Below are 19,329 nucleotides of genomic sequence, written 5' to 3'. Positions count from 1 at the left end.
ACATGAAACGAATTTTTGCTTTTGCAGTTTTATCTCTTCTTGTTGTAAGTTGTGCTCAAAAAATTCCTTACACAGATCAAGTAAAACAGGATTTTGATTTGACACCGGAGAACATGACGAAGGTTCAGTTTTATACGTCTTCGAATATTATTTTGGAGAAAAGTCAATCTTCAGGGAATCAGGGAACCGGTAATTCGGGAGAGTTGGTTGTGAGCTCTTCCAAAACACAGGACCGGATAATTATCCCGACAAATACCAGAGGCGTTTTTGAAAAAATAGGACCGAATAACGAGGTAATCGTTCGTTTTGAAGTTGGCTCGGGTCGTGTCGTTAAATTTGCAACACGTGCTACGCAGACAAGCGGAAAATACTATCTGGTTGCAGATTGGAAAAACAACGGAGGAACGATGGAATACGGAGGTGAGACATATACGATTGCTTCCGGTGGAAGCAGCGCGTTTTTGCAGGTTCGTATAAAGAAACTTCAGAAGACAAAACGAAAAGACCGGGTGGTTAAAGGAATGAAAGTTTAGTTCCGGATAGAAGAATATTGGAAACGGGAACACTAATTGTGTTCCCGTTTCTTTTTAACTTTGCAGCAATGAATTTTTTGATTGACAATTACAACATTTGGAAGGCACTGCACATTATTTTTGTGGTAAGCTGGTTTGCAGGGTTGTTCTATATGGTGAGATTGTTTATTTACCATACGGAAGCCAACGCGAGACCCGATGATGAAAAACGGGTCTTACAACAGCAATTCAATGTCATGCAAAACCGCTTGTGGTATATTATCACAACTCCGGCAATGATCCTTACTGTTGTTTTCGGAACATTGATGCTTTTTGCAAATCCGGGACTTTTAAAAATGCCTTGGATGCATATCAAATTGACTTTTGTAGTGATTCTTCTCGTATACCATTTCATCTGCCAGGGAATTATGAACCGATTGAAAGATGGTTCGTCTAAATGGACTTCGGGTCATTTGCGCATGTGGAATGAATTGGCAACATTAATTTTGGTTGCGATCGTGTTCCTGGTTATTTTGAAAACAAGTTTGGGCTGGATTGGTGGTGTGATCGGATTCTTTGGGGTTGGGATTGCATTGATGTTGGGGATCAGACTGTATAAAAAGCTGCGGAAGAACTAATTTGCCTCACGTAATATTGCGTTATTACGTCAAAAAAGCACAATTTCGAAAATAAGTCAATACCTTTACAAAAAGACTTGAAAATGACTTACGAAAATATCCTTGTGTCTCAAAACGGACACATTCAAACAATCACAATTAATCGCCCGAATCAATTAAATGCATTAAACAAACAAACGATTTCCGAATTGAATTACGCACTGAGTGCAGCTAATGAAGATTCCGGAACGGGAGTGGTGATTCTTACCGGGTCCGGAGAGAAAGCATTTGTTGCAGGTGCCGATATTAAGGAGTTTGCGGATTTTTCCATTGAAAAAGGTCGTGAGTTGGCTGCTCAGGGACAACAGCTATTATTTTCTTTCATTGAAAACATGACCACTCCGGTGATTGCCGCGGTCAACGGATTTGCTTTGGGCGGTGGATTGGAACTGGCAATGGCATCACACATTCGTATCGCATCTGTCAATGCAAAAATGGGGCTTCCTGAAGTTTCATTGGGAGTCATTCCGGGATACGGAGGAACACAGCGTTTGGCTCAGCTGGTTGGTCGTGGGAAAGCAAACGAAATGATCTTTACTGCCGGAATGATTACTGCAGATGAAGCAAAATCATGGGGATTGGTCAACCATATATGTGAACCGGCAGAACTGATGGACCTGGCAAATGAACTGGCAGGAAAAATTCTGAAAAATTCCGGAACGGCCATAGCATCTGCTATCCGTGCAGTCAACGCATTGTATTCGGAAGGCGGACAAAAAGGATTTGACAAAGAAGTGGAAGAATTCGGCTTATGCTTCGGTACAGCTGATTTCAAAGAGGGTACTACGGCATTCATAGAGAAAAGAAAACCAAACTTCCGAGGATAATTGAATCCGCTTAAAAAGTTACTGGGGCAAACGGCTGTTTATGGGTTGTCGAGTATTCTGGGCAGAACCCTGAATTACTTATTGGTACCATTGTATACGTTGGTTTTTAAAGAGCCTTCTGATTATGGTGTGGTTTCACAGTTGTATGCTTTTGTTGCTTTTTTAATGGTTCTACTGACTTTTGGAATGGAGACGACTTATTTCCGTTTCATCCAGGATCATGAGGACCGGCAGCGGATTTTCCGGAACAGTTTTCTAACGGTTATTATACTGAATGTCGTGTTTTTTTTCGGGATGTTCTTCTTCAATCGTGGAATTGCAGACCTGTTGCTTTTTAACGATCATCCGGAATACATTATCCTGATGTGCGCTATTGTAGTGATTGATGCCTCATCCAGCTTGCCTCTGGCTAAATTACGAGCGGAGGAAAACGCACGGAAATTTGCCATCATTCAATTTTCTTCGATCGGAGTCAATATCCTGCTGAATGTTATTCTGCTTCTTTTGTTCTTCGACAAAGACGATCCTTCCAAAGGGGTCATTTATATCCTGGCAGCGAATTTGGTGTCAAGCTTGGTCAAGCCAATTATGCTGCGGAAGGATTTCATTCAGATTACTTTTAAGATCGATCCGGTGTTGCTGAAACAAATGCTGGTTTACGCTATTCCGATTGTGATTGCCGGTTTTGCCGGGATAATCAACGAAACGATCGACCGGATCATGCTGAAGCAGATGTTGTATGATCCTGCAAATGGTGTGACCGCGAAAATGGCGGATGCACAAATCGGGATTTACAGTGCCTGTTACAAACTGGCGATGTTAGTGACTATTTTGCTGCAGGCTTACCGGTATGCGGCAGAACCGTTCTTCTTCAACCAAATGAAGAACCAGGATCGCAATAAGCTGTATGTCAAACTCATGAACTACTTCGTGGCGATGGTTTGTATCGTCTTTTTGGGTGTTTCCATGAACCTGGATATTTTCAGGTATTTCATTTCCACCAAAGCATATTGGGAAGGACTTTCCATTGTACCCATTCTTTTGCTGGCAAACGTTTTCCTGGGAATTTATTTCAACCAAAGTATCTGGTACAAGCTGACGAACCAAACCAAGTTTGGAGCTTATATTTCTATTATGGGAGCCATACTGACCATCACCATCAATTATTTGTTTATTCCGGAATATGGTTACAAAGCAAGTGCATGGGCTACTTTAATCGTCTATGCATTCCAAATGGTGGTTTCCTATTTCTGGGGACAAAAACATTTCCCGATTAAATACAACCTGCGTAAGTTCTTCTTATACATGGGATTAAGTATTCTGATCTATTTTATTTCTACCCGAATACCTTACGGCGATCATGGGGTTATTAAATTCGTCTTGAATAATTTATTGATCATCTTCTTCGTTTATGTCGTCCTTTCAATAGAAGGAATCAAACTTTCTGCACTGCGCAGAAAATAAACCCCGTCTATCACATTGACAAACGGGGGTTTAAGATGAATGAAAGTTTACTTGATTACTTTATAAGTCTTAGAGGAATTTTCTCCCGAAAGGATCAATAAATATGTTCCGGATGAAATCGTTTCCAATTGATCCAATTTCACCATTCCGGAATTTACAGAACTCATTTCCGAAAGCACACGACCGTTCAAATCAACCAGCTTCAAGGATCGGATAGCGCCGTCTTTGTTGTCTACGGAAATAGCATTACCGAATGGATTCGGGTAAACAGAAATAATATCCAGGGCATGTTCGTCCACTCCAAGTGTAGAGAAGTGAATGGCCATTCCATCGAAGTATACGACCTGTTCGATTTTAAAGAAGTCATTTCCGGATTTGTTCGGGCAATAAACAGTAATCGTCAAGGTGTAATACCCGGGATTTCCAATCAAAGCAAGTGTATCACTAATGTAAACGGTGTCCGTTGGGGAATAAACTGCCCAGGTAACGTACAAGCTTTGGTTGCTTGGATTGTAAACTGCCTGGTACAAAGAAGCCGAATCGATCGTGTTGTAATCGATTACACAGTTCGTCACCAGGTCCGTATACAAAGTATCGTTAATTGCACCGTTCGGGTAGGGATTGTTGTTGTAAGTGGAAGAAGAATCTGCAATGACAAAGTTTACGGTTGCAGAATCACTTCCGGAATCCCAAACCGAAACGGAATAAATCCCCGCGCAGAGGGTTGATATGGAATTGGTCGTTTCACCGGTGCTCCATGCAATGGTGTAAGGAGCAACTCCACCGCTCGGAGTAACTGAAGCGGAACCACTGCAATTATTTGTCAGATCATCCGCTGAAGTTAAGTTTGCGGAGAGAATGTTTATGGAGTCGGTAATTGTTATGATTTCTGTGATCTCACATCCGTTTTGATCGCGGCAAACAATATCGTAATTTCCCGGACAAAGATTAAGAATTATTGAAGCAGCATTGAATGAAGTTCCGCCGTCCCAGGAATATTCATAAGGTGCAGCCCCTCCCGTTGCCGTAATCGTCGATGAACCAATGCAGTTGCCGTTTATTGTTCCGGTCTCACTGAAAGACGCGGTAAAATTGACACATGGATTTGTAATCGTAAAATTGGCGGTCACTGTATCGGCACTATCCCAAACCATGACACTGTAGTTCCCAACACACAAATTGCCAATTACGCTTGTCGTTTCTCCGGTGCTCCAAAGGTAGGAATAAGGACCTGGGCTACCTGTTGGCGCTGCTGAAGCATTACCCATACAGTTACCGGTAAGATCACCTTCAGTTGTGAGGTTAATTGAAAACGGAGGTGGCGTATAGGTTACCGTAACGAACAAATTGTTTGTTACGCAACCCATTGCATCTGTACAATATACGGTATAGTTTCCTATGCATATATTGGAAATGGATTGTGTTGTAGCACCTGAATTCCAGTTGTATGTATATGGTGCAACACCTCCGTATGGAGTGAATGTAACGGTACCGTCACATATCCCCGGGCCGGATGTCGGAGTGTAGCTGGTTATACCTGTGAAACCTGTGCAGTCATCCGTGATAGTGAAATTAACAGTAACCGTATCTGTTCCGGTATAAACAGTTACCCAGTAATTTCCAACGCATAACATATTGACAAAACCGGTTGTTTCTCCGGTGCTCCACAAATAATTGTAAGGACCACCTGATCCCGTTGGAGCAACTTGTGCAGATCCAACACAAGACATGTTCATGTCATTAACAATCGTTAAATTCGGAGAAATGGTACTGAGAGAAGTATCTGAAACGGTAGCTGTAAAAGACGCCGTACAGTTCATTGCGTCCGTACAAGTTACCAAATAAGTTCCGGCACAAAGATTGGAAAAGGTTGAAGCAGATGTTTGAGACCCACCCCCGATAGTAAATAGGTAAGGAGCCGTTCCTCCAAATGCAAAAGTTTGTACGACAGCATCACAATTTCCCGGAGTACAGTCCGTTAACGAAGTCGAAAAAGTGATGTTCGGGCAAGAATCGTTGACCGTGAAAGAAACAATTTGTGTAAAACCGGTGGAATCTAATACCAGGAAGTAATCTCCGGCGCATAAGTTTGAAACGGTTTGTCCGCCTGTTGCGATGATTGTGATGGTATCGTCTTCATACCAATTCCAGGTACAGCCACTAAAATATGCACTGTCGTAAAAAGTGGCAATTCCGTCACACTGTCCGGAACCGGAAGTATGAATTGTAGAAATAGTTTGTGCTGTAACCAGGCACGAATTGGTAAGTACGATCAATAGCAGATATAGGTGCTTCATTGGTTTAATTTTGCTCAAATCTAACAGATTGATTGAAATCCTGCAACTCTTTTTCATTTATTGCGTATAGATGGTGTGATTTTCATAACTTTGTGTCATGTTGACAGTTGAACAACTTATCGGTGATTTATTATTGCAGCACAATTGTGTAATCGTTCCTTCTTTCGGAGGATTTGTTGCACAACGTACATCCGCAAAAATTGATCCGGCAAAGGGAGTCATCCTACCGCCGAAGAAATCGGTTCTGTTCAATAAGCAATTGATCAATAACGATGGCTTATTGATAGCGGCGCTCTCTCAGGCGAATTCCATTCCTTATTCGGAAGCCGCAGAAGAAGTTCAGGCGCATATTAACGAATGGGAAGCAAGGCTTCAAATGGGTGGAAGAATCACCATTGACCGGGTTGGAAACCTGTTTTATGATCAGGAACGGAATTTGTGTTTTGAACAGGATCGGTTCTATAATTTATTGCTCGAATCGTTTGGATTAAGCGCCGTACATTTTGTATCCGTTGCTGACGCCGAGGCAAAAGAATCGCATCAGGCAATTTTGCATGTGGTGAAAGCGGTTGAAATGGAGCAAAAACAAGTAATTCCTGCTTCCGAGCCCTCTTTTGTTTTGACTGAGGAACCCATTATCCCGGTTTTGGAAGTGGTTCACGAAGAACATATTCAGCAAACAACAATCCCGGCTAAAAAGAAATCCAGTACCTGGAGGTATGTGGCAGCGGCCTGTTTGCTTCCAATTGCATTTTATTCTTTTTGGATTCCGGTAAAGACAGATGTTCTGGAATCCGGTGTTGTATCACTTTCCGATTTTAATCCGTTCCATTCAACCAAACAGGGAACATATGTTCTTCCTCCGGCGAACTATCATTTTCCAAAGCGGGAAGGGAAGAAACAACTTCAGAATTTGCCGGAAAACGTAGAAACTTTTTCTTATGAAATGGATGAAGATACGTATGTACCGGTTTCCCTGAAAAAGAAAATGACTTCTGTTGAGCCGGAAAATGAGGAGGAAATGGCAAGCAAGCAACCGGAAGCTACCGAAGTTCCGAAAAAACCGATTGAGCAGCCAAAACCTGCAGTAAATGTCGGAACACCAAAAGGTGGCCAGATCATCGTTGGAAGTTACTCCGATAAGAAGAACGCAGAAGACCTGATCAAATTATTGGAATCAAACGGAATGACGGGCCAGATTCTTGAAAAAGACGGTAAAATCCGTGTGACTGCCGGAAATTCATCCCAATTTTCGCAATTGCAGCCAAAGCTAAAAGCAATTGGAATCGTTCCTTGGATCTTAAAGTGATCAAGATCATTATTTATTTTGGATTTTAGTTTGTAATTTGGTATAGTAACTTATTGTTTCTATTTGCCAATGAAAATTCTTGTTCCGATTTTACTGTTACTGCTGGTAGGATGTGGCTCAAAAAGTGAGACCGTTCATCCCAAAATACAGAATATTTCATCCTCGGTGTACGCTTCCGGGACAATCAAGAGCAAAAGTCAGTACCAGGCAGTTCCGCTGGTTTCGGGAATTATTCGGGAAGTTTTAGTTGACGATGGTGCGTATGTGCGGAAAGGACAGTTGCTGTTCCGCATCGATAATAAGGCGCAATTGATCAACGAAGAAAATGCAGCACTTTCCGCTTCCTATTACGATTTGAGTTCCAACCAGGATAAATTGGAAGATGCCCGGAATGCCATTCAGCTTGCAAAAGAAAAACTAAAGAACGATTCATTGATGTATATACGTCAGTTGAGCTTATTCAATCAAAATGTCATTTCTAAAGTAGAATTGGAACAGCGTGAATTAGCATACCAAAGTTCCCAAAACGCCCTTTCCAATGCCATAATCCGTTACAACGATTTAAAACGGCAGATCAATTTCAGCGCCAAGCAGGCTAAAAACAACCTGGCATTGTCTTCTAAATCGGCATCGGATTTTGAAATCCGAAGTGATATTAACGGAAGAGTCTACAGTGTTTTAATTGAAAAAGGAGATCTGGTCGGGCCGCAAATCCCATTGGCTGTTTTGGGATCGGCAGATAGCTTTATTCTTGAAATGCAGGTGGATGAATATGATATCGCAAAAATCGACTTAAACATGCGTGTTTTGGTAACAATGGACGCCTACAAAGGACAGGTATTCGAAGCGAGAGTAACGAAGATCAATCCGCTGATGAATGAGCGATCCAAAACGTTTAAAGTAGAAGCGGTATTTACAAAACCACCGAAGCGCATCTTTCCGAATACTTCTTTTGAAGCCAGTATTGTTTTGGAATCAAAGAAAAAGGTGCTCACAATCCCGCGAACGTATTTGCTGAAAGGAGATTCCGTGCAATTGGCAAATGGGAAGAAAGTGAAAGTAAAAGTAGGTTTGCGCGATTTTGAGTTGGTAGAAATTCGTTCGGGACTGAAACCGAATGATGAAATAATGCTGGAAACCGAATGAGATTTGGACTGATCATAAGCATTTCGAAGGCACTTTTGCTTGCACGTTGGAAGCAAACATTGGTTGCGGCAATTGGTGTTACTTTCAGTATTACCATGTTCATTACGCTTCTGAGTTTTATGACTGGCCTTAATAAAATGCTGGACGGGTTAATCCTCAACCGGACCCCTCATGTGCACATTTATAAAGAAATCCTTCCCTCCGAGAAACAACCGATAGATTATACATCCGATGCACATAATTTCATTAGTTCGGTTAAGCCGAAGAATGACTTGCTGGATCTTCGGAACAGCTCGGTGATTATGAAATCGCTGAGAGATGATCCGCGCGTCCTGGGCGTTAGTCCGAAAGTAAATGTCCAGGTATTTTATAATATCGGTGCCGTGGATCTGAACGGGGTGTTGAATGGAATTGACGTTGTGGAAGAAAACCGCTTGTTCTCCTTTTCCGAATACGTTGTTGAAGGAGATTACCAGGAATTAAAAAGTGTTCCCAACAGTATCGTCTTGGGAAAGGGAGCAGCTGAAAAAATGCTGGCGAGTATAGGAGACAATATCCAAATCACTACTTCCCGGGGAGAGCGGGTTCAATTGAAAGTGGTCGGTTATTTTCAATCCGGGATCCAGGATATTGATAAAGTGCAAAGTTATGTTTCGCTGACTACTGCTCAGAAACTTCTCGGAGAAAGCAACAGTTACATCACCGATATCCAGGTCAAATTGCGTGACATGAACAAGGCTCCCGAAATAGCGAAAGAATACAAACAGATTTACGAAGTGGAGGCAGTCGATATTCAAACGGCAAATGCCCAATTTGAAACAGGAACTGCAATCAGGACGTTAATCTCATATGCGGTGGGGATTACTTTATTGATCGTTGCCGGTTTCGGAATTTACAATATCCTGAATATGATGATTTACGAAAAAATGGATACGATTGCGATTTTAAAGGCAACCGGGTTTTCAGGAAAAGATGTCAAACGCGTATTTATTTCCATTGCTCTTACTATCGGCGTTTTCGGGGGTTTATTCGGACTCTTTTTCGGGTTCCTGATCTCTTCGGGTATTGACCAGATCCCATTTAAGACAGAAGCACTTCCAACCATTAAAACATACCCGATCAATTACGATTTGAGGTATTACCTGATCGCCGGAATTTTTTCAATCGTCACCACTTACTTTGCCGGGTATTTCCCTTCGCGGAAAGCAAGCAAGGTAGATCCGGTGGTTATTATCAGAGGGAAATAATATGGAGAAAACAGTTTTACAGGCCAGGGAAATTTCGAAATATTTTCACGATCCATATGATATCCAGGTATTGAAGAAAATTAGTTTTGAAGTTAAAAAGGGAGAATTTACCTCCATTATCGGGAAATCAGGTTGTGGAAAATCGACCTTGCTTTATATTCTTTCCACCATGGATACGGATTACCAGGGAGATTTACTGCTGGACGAACAACTCATGCGGGGGAAGAAAGAAGGCGATTTGGCTCGTGTCCGGAACGAAAAAATTGGGTTCGTCTTTCAGTTTCATTACTTGCTCAATGAGTTTTCGGTCTTGAAGAATGTCATGTTGCCTGGATTGAAATTAAATAAGTTAAGCGCAGCAGAAGTGGAGCAACATGCATATGAAAAACTGAAGATTCTGGGAATTCAGGATGAAGCGCTTAAATTGCCCAATCAACTTTCGGGGGGACAAAAGCAACGAGTGGCTATCGCACGGGCCCTGATCAACAATCCGTTAATTGTGATGGGTGATGAACCGACAGGGAATCTGGATAAAAAAAACTCGGAAATTGTCTTCGAAATCTTTAAAGAACTGGCCGAAGCATTTAATCAATCCTTATTGATCGTAACGCACGACAATGAGTTTGCTCAGAGAACCCACCGGATCATTGAAATGGAGGATGGGGCGATTATCCGGATGTAATAAATGGAACATGGAGAATTGGAAGAGGTCGAGGCCCCGACCTTTTTAGTTTTCAAAATGTTAACGTTTCAATAATGCGTTTACTTTTTACCTATATTTCCTTTTGGAAACCGGTTTCCACGAAGAAACTCATTATAAAATCAATAGCTTAACGCTGTATTTTTGCAAAATGGTAATGAAAAAGAAAATGATCCACGAGCCGGCGGCCTGCGCAGGAAGAATGCTGGCTATCAGGGATACGCTGGAATTGCTTTCCGGAAAATGGAAAATTCAGATCATCGGGACTCTGATATTCGAGAAATCCATGAAGTTTATGGAACTGAAACGAAACATCCCGGGAATCGGTGCAAAAATGCTTTCGAAGGAATTGCAGGAACTGGAGATCAATCAATTGATCACACGGACAGTTTGTGACACCAAACCCATTACAGTTGAATATAAGATCACACCTTACGGGTTAACACTGGAACCGATCATCGCTGAATTGGCAACCTGGGGTTCCAATCATCGGAAACATTTGTTCAGCAACAGTTGAGGGTGTGGTCAGTGCAAGTGAATGTTTTTGAAAACAGCACGGCATTCGCAAGTACCTCCGCCTTTTTTATTTCTGTCTACTTCGTTAAACACGTAGTTGCTGTCACTGTTTAAATTTAAATCCAGAACCAGTAAGGTATCTGCTGCGCGGCCGCTGATAGAATCCACATACATTTTACATGGTTTGAATTGGTCCATGTTCTTATGTCCGTTTCTTTCCAGGATAATCGTTTCACCTTTGCTTGCTACGAAAAAGCTGTCTACCGTAAAGCTTACCGTTGCAGCGGAATCTGTTCGTTCATATACTTTGATCCACACATCGTAGTCAGAATCGTTTTGAATGACCTGGTTGTATTTTACGCTTGGATCCTTGCATGCCGCAAGAATTAAAAGGAGTACGATAAGGGGTAGCATGTTCTTCATGTTCCAAAGGTATGAAAATCATAGATTAGAATCCAAAAAGATAACATTGAACTCTTTTAACTTTTGAACCCTTCGAACCTTCAATTAAAAGCGGATTGTCACACCGACCATTGCCTGGAAGCCCTGAACCGGGTAATTATACCATCTTTTGTATCGTTGAGCAGCCACATTATTCAAATGAATGAATCCGGATACGCGTTTGTTATACCGGTATTCCAACCCAATATTGGCGTCTGCCAGAAAACCAAGCTTCATCCCGTATTGGTTGTTTTCTTCCAGTACATCTTTTCCGGGAGCAAATACCTTGGCGCGTCTTCCGCCTTCCAGGTTTGCATCGACGGTTAAAATGAATTTATCGTACAAGTTATAAGTTCCTCTCAATACGATCTGGAATTGAGGCAGATTCCATGCAAAGATGTTGTTTCGGGCGTTGTAAGAATAATACCTTCCGATAACATCAATTTTTACCTTCTCTTTCAATTGGTAATAGATTGATCCCTCCAGTTTAGTGATATTCATCGTATCGTAGATCACATTAAAGCGATTTCTACCCGAATAAAGCGTATCTGTTACGAAAAGTGCTTTACCTTTCACATGCGAAAAGCTCGCAAATACATTGAACCCGATGCGTTTGGATAACGTTCCTTTAATTCCGACATACCCGTCCGCAGCTTTGTGCTCATTTTGCAGGGAAACATTCGACAGGGAGAATTCGTTCTCATCTGTGATCCGTTTAAGGGATTGCTGTGTCAGGCCTCCCGTTACACCAACATAAGGAATCAAAATGTCATTGAACAACGAATATTTTACTTCTGCGATCGGATACAGATAAACCTTGTTTTTTGGTCCAAGACTTGCTGTCAGGTCTATTCCGATCTTGGCTTTCAGTTTCCTGTTTTTGGAATAGGTGCTGATACTTGGTTTCAAACTGATGATCGTGTTCTTGTTTTCCAATCCGTAATTCAGGAAGCCAGGCATGGTGTCATTCAACACCCCATATTTGTAAGAGTTGTGAAAAATGTCCAAATCAGCTGCAAAAATCTCTGTTCCCCATTTGTATTCAGCTCCTGTCCGGATCGCAAAGAAATTCTCACGTGCATTCCAATCGCTCAGGGAATCTGCCTTCGGCTTTTTATCGTTGAAATGGCGGTATTCCAGCCCGATCTTCCAATTCAGGCCCAGGCTGTCTTTTTTATGCGAATGAAAAGCTCCTTTTAATCCGAAGGTATTGAAGCGCTGTGAAATACTGTCCTTGTTTGCGTCCTCATTGGGAAAACCGTAGAAATGAAGCCCCTGATTGCGGTAATAGGATTCGGCATCCCAGCTATACTTCTTTTCGTTGACTCCTACAAATCCGCGAGCAGTTGTCCGATCGAAATTTGCCGGGGCAACATTCCGCATTTTCCCGAATGAACTCAAATGCTGAATACTTCCGCCATAGTTCATTTTTCGACTGCGGCCGTTATTGTAATACACTTCAGCAAGCGGCATCAATAAAGAACCGATTCCAATGCGTGCGTAACCGTTATATAATTGCGGTAATTTTTGCTGCAGGTTCACTTTTGCAGGTTCGATCTTCGGAATTTCAAATGTCGGCTCATAATTAATCGAAAGCAATGGATAGGAAGTGGATGGAATTGGAAAGACCGTATCCAGAACTTTGGGCTGCGAATTCAAACGGCTTGCGTTTTCAACCGTTCTCGTGCCGGTAGCATTAATAATGACATCCGTGCCACCTTGCCCGAACACATTCGAAAATGATCCGATCAATACCGCACTTACCAGCATTAATATGTGTGTACTTCTCATCATTATTTCCCTGTTTTTTCATCCAGTTCAATGACCGTTGGTTCACTCGGATCGGTCAAAGTTTTGGGTTGTGTTTTCAATTGCATGATCTCATTGTACAATTCGCCTGCTTCCTGCTGAATACCGTCGTCTTTTACCGGGTAATGGTCAATTACGGACTTGATGGTATTTTCAGCCTGGAACAGATCTTTTTTCTGGAGTAATACTTTCGTCTGCAGGATCAATCCTTTTGCGATCCAGTAATCATAACCCGGCTTCATTTTAAGCAATTCCCGGATGATGGTTTCCGTTTTGGTGTAGTCGGCCTGTTCAAAGGCATTTAAAGCAAGGGTATATTTGGACTCTGCGCCCCAAACGGTTGTCGTGTTTTTGATCACGTAATCCAAAGAAAGCTGTGCTTCGGCGTAACGTTTTTCTTTCGAAAGTGAAATTCCTTTGATGTATTCTGCTTCCAGTTTCAATTGCGTTGTTTGCTGAACACCCAATACCTTTTGAGCATATTCCACCGCATTTGCATAATTCTCCAATAAGAAATGACAGCGCATCAATCCGATCCGGGCATTGTTCAAATATTCCGGATTGGAACTGGTTTGTTCCGTTCGTTCATAATACGGAAGTGCAGCTTCCTTTTGGTCTCCGTTGAAAAGGAACTTGGCGGTCCTTACCGAAGCCAATTCGGTGTAATCGTCATTCGGACCGGCAAGCGTGATTTTATAAATGGCAACCGCATCTGCCTCTTTTTTCAAGTGGTATAAGGCATCTGCCTTTTGATTCATTGCATCCCGGTAAAATTTACCATTCGGGTATTTGTTCAAATATTTGTCAAATTCGACAATGGAAGCGTTCCATTCAGATTTATCATACAAGTCAAATCCCAGGCGGTAATATTCATCTTCCACTTGCGTGGCGATGGAATCAGCACAGCTGTATTTACCGGCAAGGCTTTCGATCTTGTTCAGCAAGCGCTGTGCACGGTATACGGCAACCAGTGAGCTCACTTCACGTTCGCAAATGGTATCATTGACCGTAAATTCATTCAATACTTTGGTATAAAACGTTTCCGCCTGGTTGAAATTTGCACGTTTGAAGGCGATATCCCCCAAATAGTGGTAAGCATCCTTCACCAGGTTGCTGGTCGGATAATCGGAAATAATTTGCTTGTAGTATCGTTCGGATTTATCCAGGTTCCCTTGTTCGAAATAAGCACGTGCAACATCTACAATGGCGCGCTGCATATACCTGGATTTCGGATAATTATTGATCAAATCCGTTAAACTCTGGATACGCTCTGCCTGCTTGCCCATGAAGTTGTATGTACGGGCCATGTAATATAAGGCCTGATCGTCATAGCCGGCTTTTAGATTATACGCAGCTTTATAATTATCAATCGCGCTTTGATTGGTGGCAAGATCTGCCTGAACAATCCGGTAGTATTCATCACCCAAACGCATATACGCATCCGCTTTTTTGCTGACATCCGTCAGGTTGGGCTGTTTCAGGTAATCTCTGAAAGCATCTTCCGTTTGTTTGTAATCGTTCAGTGCCAGGTAGGCATATCCTTTGTTGTACATGGCATCATTTCGCAATCCGCTGGACTGGGAACCGGACATTCCCATGAATTGGTTGTATTTCTTGATTGCTTCTGAATAATTCTTCAAATAGAATTCTGCATCTGCGCTCCAATACATTGCTTTGGCACTGATTTCGGGACTAATCGGATATTTTTCGACCAATTCAAAGGCTTTTATTGCGTTTGCATATTCCGACTTCTGGAATAATTCGACACCCCTGTTGAACGCGATCAACTGGTAAGCAGATTTCAGTTTGATGTCCTTATTGGTCAGCTGATCTAAGGATTCCAGTGCTTTTTGGTAATTCTTGGTAGAAGTGTACACATTTACCAGGTATTGGTAAATAACCGGTTTGCGTTTGGAATCCGGGTACTTTTCAAGGTACAATTTGAATGCTTCGACAGCTTCATCGTAAGCATTCATGTCCAGTTTATAGGAAAGCAGGGCGTAATTGTACAAGGCATCTTCCTGGATCATTTTATCCATATCCAGTTGACTGGCCGCTTCGAATGCTGTTCTGGCATAAACCAGCTCATTCAGATTGGTGTAACATTCTCCGGCATGGTACAGGGCAATTTGCCCCAGGACATCTTTTTCGCGCGCCACGCGGTCAAAATACTTAACAGCTTTGGTACAGTTCGCGGTGCGTGAATACGCTAAAGCCAGTGCGTAATCATCGTCCCGCGTGGTGTTTGATTTCGAATTGTACAATTCCAGGTAAGGAAGTGCTTCATCGTATTTTTCCAGGTGGAAATAACTGTCCCCGATGATATGACTGATCTCAACCTGTTCTGCGGGTTTCAAACTGTCTACCTTGCCTGGTGCGAAGTCAACAACCTCCTGGTATTTGTGCTGAATGTAATAAATCTGTGTAATGTAATACGGGACCACGCGGTTGAAGCGGTTATCGGTCAATAGCTTTTCAAAACCTTCCAGGGCCGTTTGGTAGGAACTGTCCAAGTAACAGATGTGAGAATAGTAATATAAACTTGGTGCTCCATACTGACTGCTGGAATCTTTTACTTCATAGAAAGCCAATTTGGATTCCAGGTAATTCTTTTCATCGAAGTAGGCATAACCGAGTTTGAAGTAATATTCCTCCTGATTTTCCTTATCAACCGTGGATCTGTTTAATTGTTTGAAGTATTCGATGGATTTTTTGTAATCCTTTTTTTGATAATAATACCGTCCGATCTGGAATAGAATATTGCTGCGGTAAATGCTTTCGGGGTATTCCCTGTTAAAGGTTTCCAGCAGATCAATGGCGTCGTTATTGAATAGTTCCAATGCGGCCAATCCTTCATAATATAAGGCCTTGATGTAGTATGAATCATTTCGGGAACCCTTGTAATCAGTGATAAAGAGACGGAATTCTTTGCGTGCTGCACTGTATTGTTCTTTCTCAAACAAATCTTCTGCTTTGTAGAATCCACTAAGCGGAGAATGGTACTTCTCACTTGCCTGGGACCATGCCGAAGAGCTTGCAACAAGTAGAAAAAGGATAAAAATAAAACGCATTACAACTATTTTAAGATAGTAAAATTAAGGAGTACCCGGGGAGAAAGGGCGCGTGCGTTCAAAAGTTTTAAACGTATAACTGTTAAGAGATAATCTTGTTACACCTGAATTTTACGAATTGGAATCCTGAAATTTACCTAGTTTATTTTTTAAAATGTTCAAATAGAACTTTTGAATCCTTTGAACGGAATGTATTTGATAGAAAATTCAGATTAGTTGGCTTTTAAGGAAAAGAGGCATCATTCAATAAATTGAAAAAAGTGGAAAAAGTAATTCGCATTCAAAACGGGAGAATTGATCAGCTGGGTCAAACGGTTCTTGACAACATCAATTTCGAGGTGGAATCGGATGAATTGGTCTTTTTAATTGGAAAAACGGGTTCCGGGAAAAGTAGTTTATTGAAAGTACTTTATGGAGAATTGGAACTCAGTGATGGTTCCGGTTCGATTGTAGATCACGATTTGAAGAAACTTTCCAAGCGGCAAATCCCGAATCTGCGCCGGAAATTGGGTGTTGTTTTCCAGGATTTTCAGTTACTTTCCGATCGTTCGATCAATGACAACCTGCGTTTCGTCATGAAAGCCACCGGATGGAAAGATAAGCGCGAAATGGACCAGCGCATCCGTACGGTGTTGTCCATGGTTGGTTTGGAAGGAAAGGAACACATTCAGCCTCATCGCCTTTCAGGAGGTGAGCAACAACGGGTTGCCATTGCCCGTGCCCTGATCAATCACCCCAAAGTAATTATAGCGGATGAACCGACAGGAAACCTGGATCCGGAAACATCAACGGAAATCATGCACCTGATCGTAGCTGTCGCGAAAGAAGAAAAGGCAGCAGTGATCATGGCCACGCATGACATGTCCCTGATCGAAAAATTTCCGGGAAAGGTTTACAAAGTGGAAAACAGGGAATTAAAATCCTTGGATACGATGCACCGGTTTGATCCGTTCCAGCCACTGTTTGATTGACATGTTAGAAAAGGATTCAGCACTTGAGAATTAACGGCAAAGAACGAAAGAACGCAAAGTTCACCCATTCTTTCGTTGCGCCTTGACTTCTCTGCGGTGAAAGAAATTAACTTTAAGCCGGTTAAAACCCAATTTCATCCAACGCGGCTTTCAGCTTCTCAACCCCGAATTCCTCCTCCAATTCTTCCAGCCGATTTTCAGCAGGGTGATTTTCAGCCAATACCTGTTTTATTTTTTCGGCTAAAGGCAAAGCCGGATCCCAAATCTCACAATGGTTCTCCAAACTACCCGTTCCGGTCATTTCTTTCGTTGCAATGCACGGTTTACCTGTGAGCAATGCACGGATTACTTTCAGTTTGATCCCGCTGGATTTGAATCCGATCATCAAGTGTACCGAACAGCTTCGCATCAAATCATTTAATTCAGAATCATTCGGGTTTGCGATACATTTCCAGCCTTGCGTCTCTATTTTCTTTTGCAGGCCGGCACTTGGATTTTTCCCTGCAATCACGATTGGCAGATCGATTTTCTCCCGCTGATTTTCCCGTATTAATTTGTGGACTGCTTCCACATTTTCCGGAACAGATAAATTTCCGTGATACAGTCCAAAAGGTTCCGATTCCATAGGAGTCAGCACCAAATCAGCGTTAATTGTTACGGGAAGATAAACGGTCTGAAAACCCTTATTTTGATAGTATTCCAAGTCGCTTTTCGAAATACACAAAAGCGGAATATCCTTTAGTTTCAGCTCGTGCTTCTTCAATTTCCGGGATTCCAGCCTGAAAAACAAACGTTCCGAAGTGGTTTTGGCATCCTGTGCCAGATCACGGTAATACTGCCACTCGATATTGTGCATGCGCACGGCCACTTTCCGGTGCTTTTTGATCAGCTCGTCAATCCAGAAAGTGCAATGTTGTCCTTCCAGTAAAACCGGATGATCGTCTGCAAGCAGACGCTTCAAAAGTTCTTCCGAATTCCGGCTTTTCACAATGTAAGGAAGGTTCGAAAAAATTGATTTCACCCCATTTTTCCGATCGTAATAGTAAATCTCATCCGCAATTTCTGAAAAATCATGTGTCCTTCCTCTTCCGTATTCATAGCAGTGAAGGATTACCGAATAGCCCAGACCCTTTAATTCTTTTGCTCTCAGGTACACATCCAGAACACCTCCGTAATCAGGTGGAAACGGCACATCAAAAGAAACCAAATGGATTTTTTTACTCATGAACTTTTGGATAGAAATCGGTTAACTGTTGCACTTCTACTTCCCAATTTTCTTTACTTGCTGCAATTTTACAATTGTTTTTCCAGAGTTTCATCCATTCCGGATGATTGAGAATTGCCTGAATCTGTTGTGCGAGTTGCTTCGGTGAAAAATCGGTCACCACTTCTCCGATTTGATATTTCTTCACCAATTTCGAAACTTCGACCAGGTCGGAACAAATAATAGGAGTTGAGGTATGCATGTAATCGAAGATCTTATTGGGCAGCGAAAACAAATAGTTTGGATTGGTGGGCTGGTCGAAACTTAAACCCAAATCCGCGTGATGTGTGAATTGAAGTAATTCCGAATAAGGGCGTTTTCCAAAGAAAAGTACCCGGTCCTGCCAGTTTTCTTTTTCCACCCATTTTTTCATTTCAGGAATAATGTCGCCATTCCCAACGATTATTAAAACGGTATTCTCCAGGAATGGCATCATACGGATCGCTTCTTCAACGCCCCTGTCAACATTCAATCCGGCCCCCTGCATAATCAAAATGTGCTTCCCTTCCGGGATGCCCAGTTCCTGTTTGGAACGAATGTGGGATGGATTCCAAAGCGGGGAAACGTTGCGAACTACTTTGAGCGGAACGCCATATTTTTGCTGGTATTTTTGAGCAATGGATTGATTGACGGTACTTACAAACCGGAGTTTTGGAAAAATAAAACGTTCCAATCGCTCCCAAACCGCTTTTACTTTCGGCCGGCTGATGAGTTCGGGCACTTCCGTAAAATATTCGTGTGAATCGTAAACCAGTTTTTTCCTTTTCAGTTTGGATACCAGGTAGTTCGGAAGTAGAGTATCCAGGTCATTTGCCACTAATATGCTGGAAGAATGGAAGAGCAGGAACCAAAATAAGCGAAAATTGAACCAGGCATAGAACAGTGCACCTTTTTCGTAAAACATATTGAAACGTTTCGTGTGGTAAGTGCGGTGTTCCATTTTTTGGCTCGACTTGAGCTTGCGGCCAACAAGCAGCACATCGTATCCCTGGCTTTCAATAAACGAACAAACTTTGTGAACACGCTGATCCGTATTCAAATCGTTGATAACACTGACAATAACTTTTGGTTTCTTCAA

16 protein-coding genes are annotated in these 19,329 nt (G+C 42.1%); 10 read left to right on the top strand and 6 right to left on the bottom strand.

What is annotated here, in order from left to right:
• Positions 1-2 precede the first annotated feature (2 nt).
• From FO442_RS03940 to FO442_RS03925, 4 genes are all read left to right on the top strand, one after another.
• Positions 3-533: a hypothetical protein gene (locus FO442_RS03940; protein WP_144331853.1), complete on the top strand. Its 531-nt coding sequence runs from the start codon at positions 3-5 to the stop codon at positions 531-533.
• Between the two features lie 68 nt (positions 534-601).
• Positions 602-1,150 (top strand): protoporphyrinogen oxidase HemJ, encoded by a 549-nt coding sequence (hemJ, locus tag FO442_RS03935; RefSeq protein WP_144331852.1) that lies wholly within the window; start codon positions 602-604, stop codon positions 1,148-1,150.
• A gap of 83 nt (positions 1,151-1,233) precedes the next feature.
• On the top strand, positions 1,234-2,016 hold the full coding sequence (locus FO442_RS03930) for an enoyl-CoA hydratase/isomerase family protein (RefSeq protein WP_144331851.1): 783 nt from the start codon (positions 1,234-1,236) through the stop codon (positions 2,014-2,016).
• Positions 2,017-3,480, top strand: a complete 1,464-nt coding sequence (locus FO442_RS03925) for an oligosaccharide flippase family protein (RefSeq protein WP_144331850.1) — start codon at positions 2,017-2,019, stop codon at positions 3,478-3,480.
• Positions 3,481-3,527: 47 nt separating this feature from the next.
• Here the strand turns inward: FO442_RS03925 and FO442_RS03920 are convergent, their stop codons facing one another.
• A complete protein-coding gene (locus FO442_RS03920) occupies positions 3,528-5,777 on the bottom strand; it encodes a T9SS type A sorting domain-containing protein (protein WP_144331849.1) in 2,250 nt (749 codons plus the stop codon).
• Positions 5,778-5,874: 97 nt separating this feature from the next.
• Between FO442_RS03920 and FO442_RS03915 the strand changes: the two genes are divergently transcribed.
• The 5 genes from FO442_RS03915 to FO442_RS03895 all read left to right on the top strand — a co-directional run bounded on the left by FO442_RS03915 (position 5,875) and on the right by FO442_RS03895 (position 10,696).
• Complete coding sequence (locus FO442_RS03915; RefSeq protein ID WP_144331848.1) at positions 5,875-7,086, top strand: HU domain-containing protein; 1,212 nt, start codon at positions 5,875-5,877, stop codon at positions 7,084-7,086.
• 69 nt (positions 7,087-7,155) lie between these two features.
• The gene (locus FO442_RS03910; protein WP_222101970.1) at positions 7,156-8,232 is read left to right on the top strand and encodes an efflux RND transporter periplasmic adaptor subunit; all 1,077 of its coding nucleotides are present in this window, start codon (positions 7,156-7,158) and stop codon (positions 8,230-8,232) included.
• On the top strand, positions 8,229-9,479 hold the full coding sequence (locus tag FO442_RS03905) for an ABC transporter permease (protein WP_144331847.1): 1,251 nt from the start codon (positions 8,229-8,231) through the stop codon (positions 9,477-9,479). Before FO442_RS03910 ends, FO442_RS03905 begins: the two co-directional genes overlap by 4 nt.
• 1 nt (position 9,480) lies before the next feature.
• Entirely contained in the window at positions 9,481-10,161 is a 681-nt protein-coding gene (locus tag FO442_RS03900) for an ABC transporter ATP-binding protein (protein ID WP_144331846.1), read from the top strand.
• 175 nt (positions 10,162-10,336) lie between these two features.
• The gene (locus FO442_RS03895) at positions 10,337-10,696 is read left to right on the top strand and encodes a winged helix-turn-helix transcriptional regulator (RefSeq protein WP_144331845.1); all 360 of its coding nucleotides are present in this window, start codon (positions 10,337-10,339) and stop codon (positions 10,694-10,696) included.
• 8 nt (positions 10,697-10,704) lie between these two features.
• Here the strand turns inward: FO442_RS03895 and FO442_RS03890 are convergent, their stop codons facing one another.
• The 3 genes from FO442_RS03890 to FO442_RS03880 form a co-directional block, all read right to left on the bottom strand.
• Positions 10,705-11,118, bottom strand: a complete 414-nt coding sequence (locus tag FO442_RS03890) for a hypothetical protein (protein WP_144331844.1) — start codon at positions 11,116-11,118, stop codon at positions 10,705-10,707.
• An 84-nt stretch (positions 11,119-11,202) separates the two neighbouring features.
• The gene (locus tag FO442_RS03885) at positions 11,203-12,930 is read right to left on the bottom strand and encodes a TonB-dependent receptor (protein ID WP_144331843.1); all 1,728 of its coding nucleotides are present in this window, start codon (positions 12,928-12,930) and stop codon (positions 11,203-11,205) included.
• Positions 12,930-16,016, bottom strand: a complete 3,087-nt coding sequence (locus FO442_RS03880) for a tetratricopeptide repeat protein (RefSeq protein WP_144331842.1) — start codon at positions 16,014-16,016, stop codon at positions 12,930-12,932. Before FO442_RS03880 ends, FO442_RS03885 begins: the two co-directional genes overlap by 1 nt.
• A gap of 260 nt (positions 16,017-16,276) precedes the next feature.
• Here FO442_RS03880 and FO442_RS03875 point away from each other — a divergent pair, with 260 nt between their 5' ends.
• On the top strand, positions 16,277-16,987 hold the full coding sequence (locus FO442_RS03875) for a cell division ATP-binding protein FtsE (protein WP_144331841.1): 711 nt from the start codon (positions 16,277-16,279) through the stop codon (positions 16,985-16,987).
• 121 nt (positions 16,988-17,108) lie between these two features.
• Here the strand turns inward: FO442_RS03875 and FO442_RS03870 are convergent, their stop codons facing one another.
• Complete coding sequence (locus tag FO442_RS03870; protein WP_144331840.1) at positions 17,109-18,212, bottom strand: glycosyltransferase; 1,104 nt, start codon at positions 18,210-18,212, stop codon at positions 17,109-17,111.
• On the bottom strand, positions 18,205-19,329 hold the full coding sequence (locus tag FO442_RS03865; RefSeq protein WP_144331839.1) for a glycosyltransferase: 1,125 nt from the start codon (positions 19,327-19,329) through the stop codon (positions 18,205-18,207). The genes FO442_RS03870 and FO442_RS03865 overlap by 8 nt, the downstream gene beginning before the upstream one ends.

This window comes from Fluviicola chungangensis, from assembly GCF_007558725.1.
In the GTDB taxonomy this organism is placed as follows: domain Bacteria; phylum Bacteroidota; class Bacteroidia; order Flavobacteriales_D; family Crocinitomicaceae; genus Fluviicola; species Fluviicola chungangensis.
The sequence above is the reverse complement of the archived record's forward strand: the minus strand, read 5'-3'. Positions and strand labels throughout refer to the sequence as shown.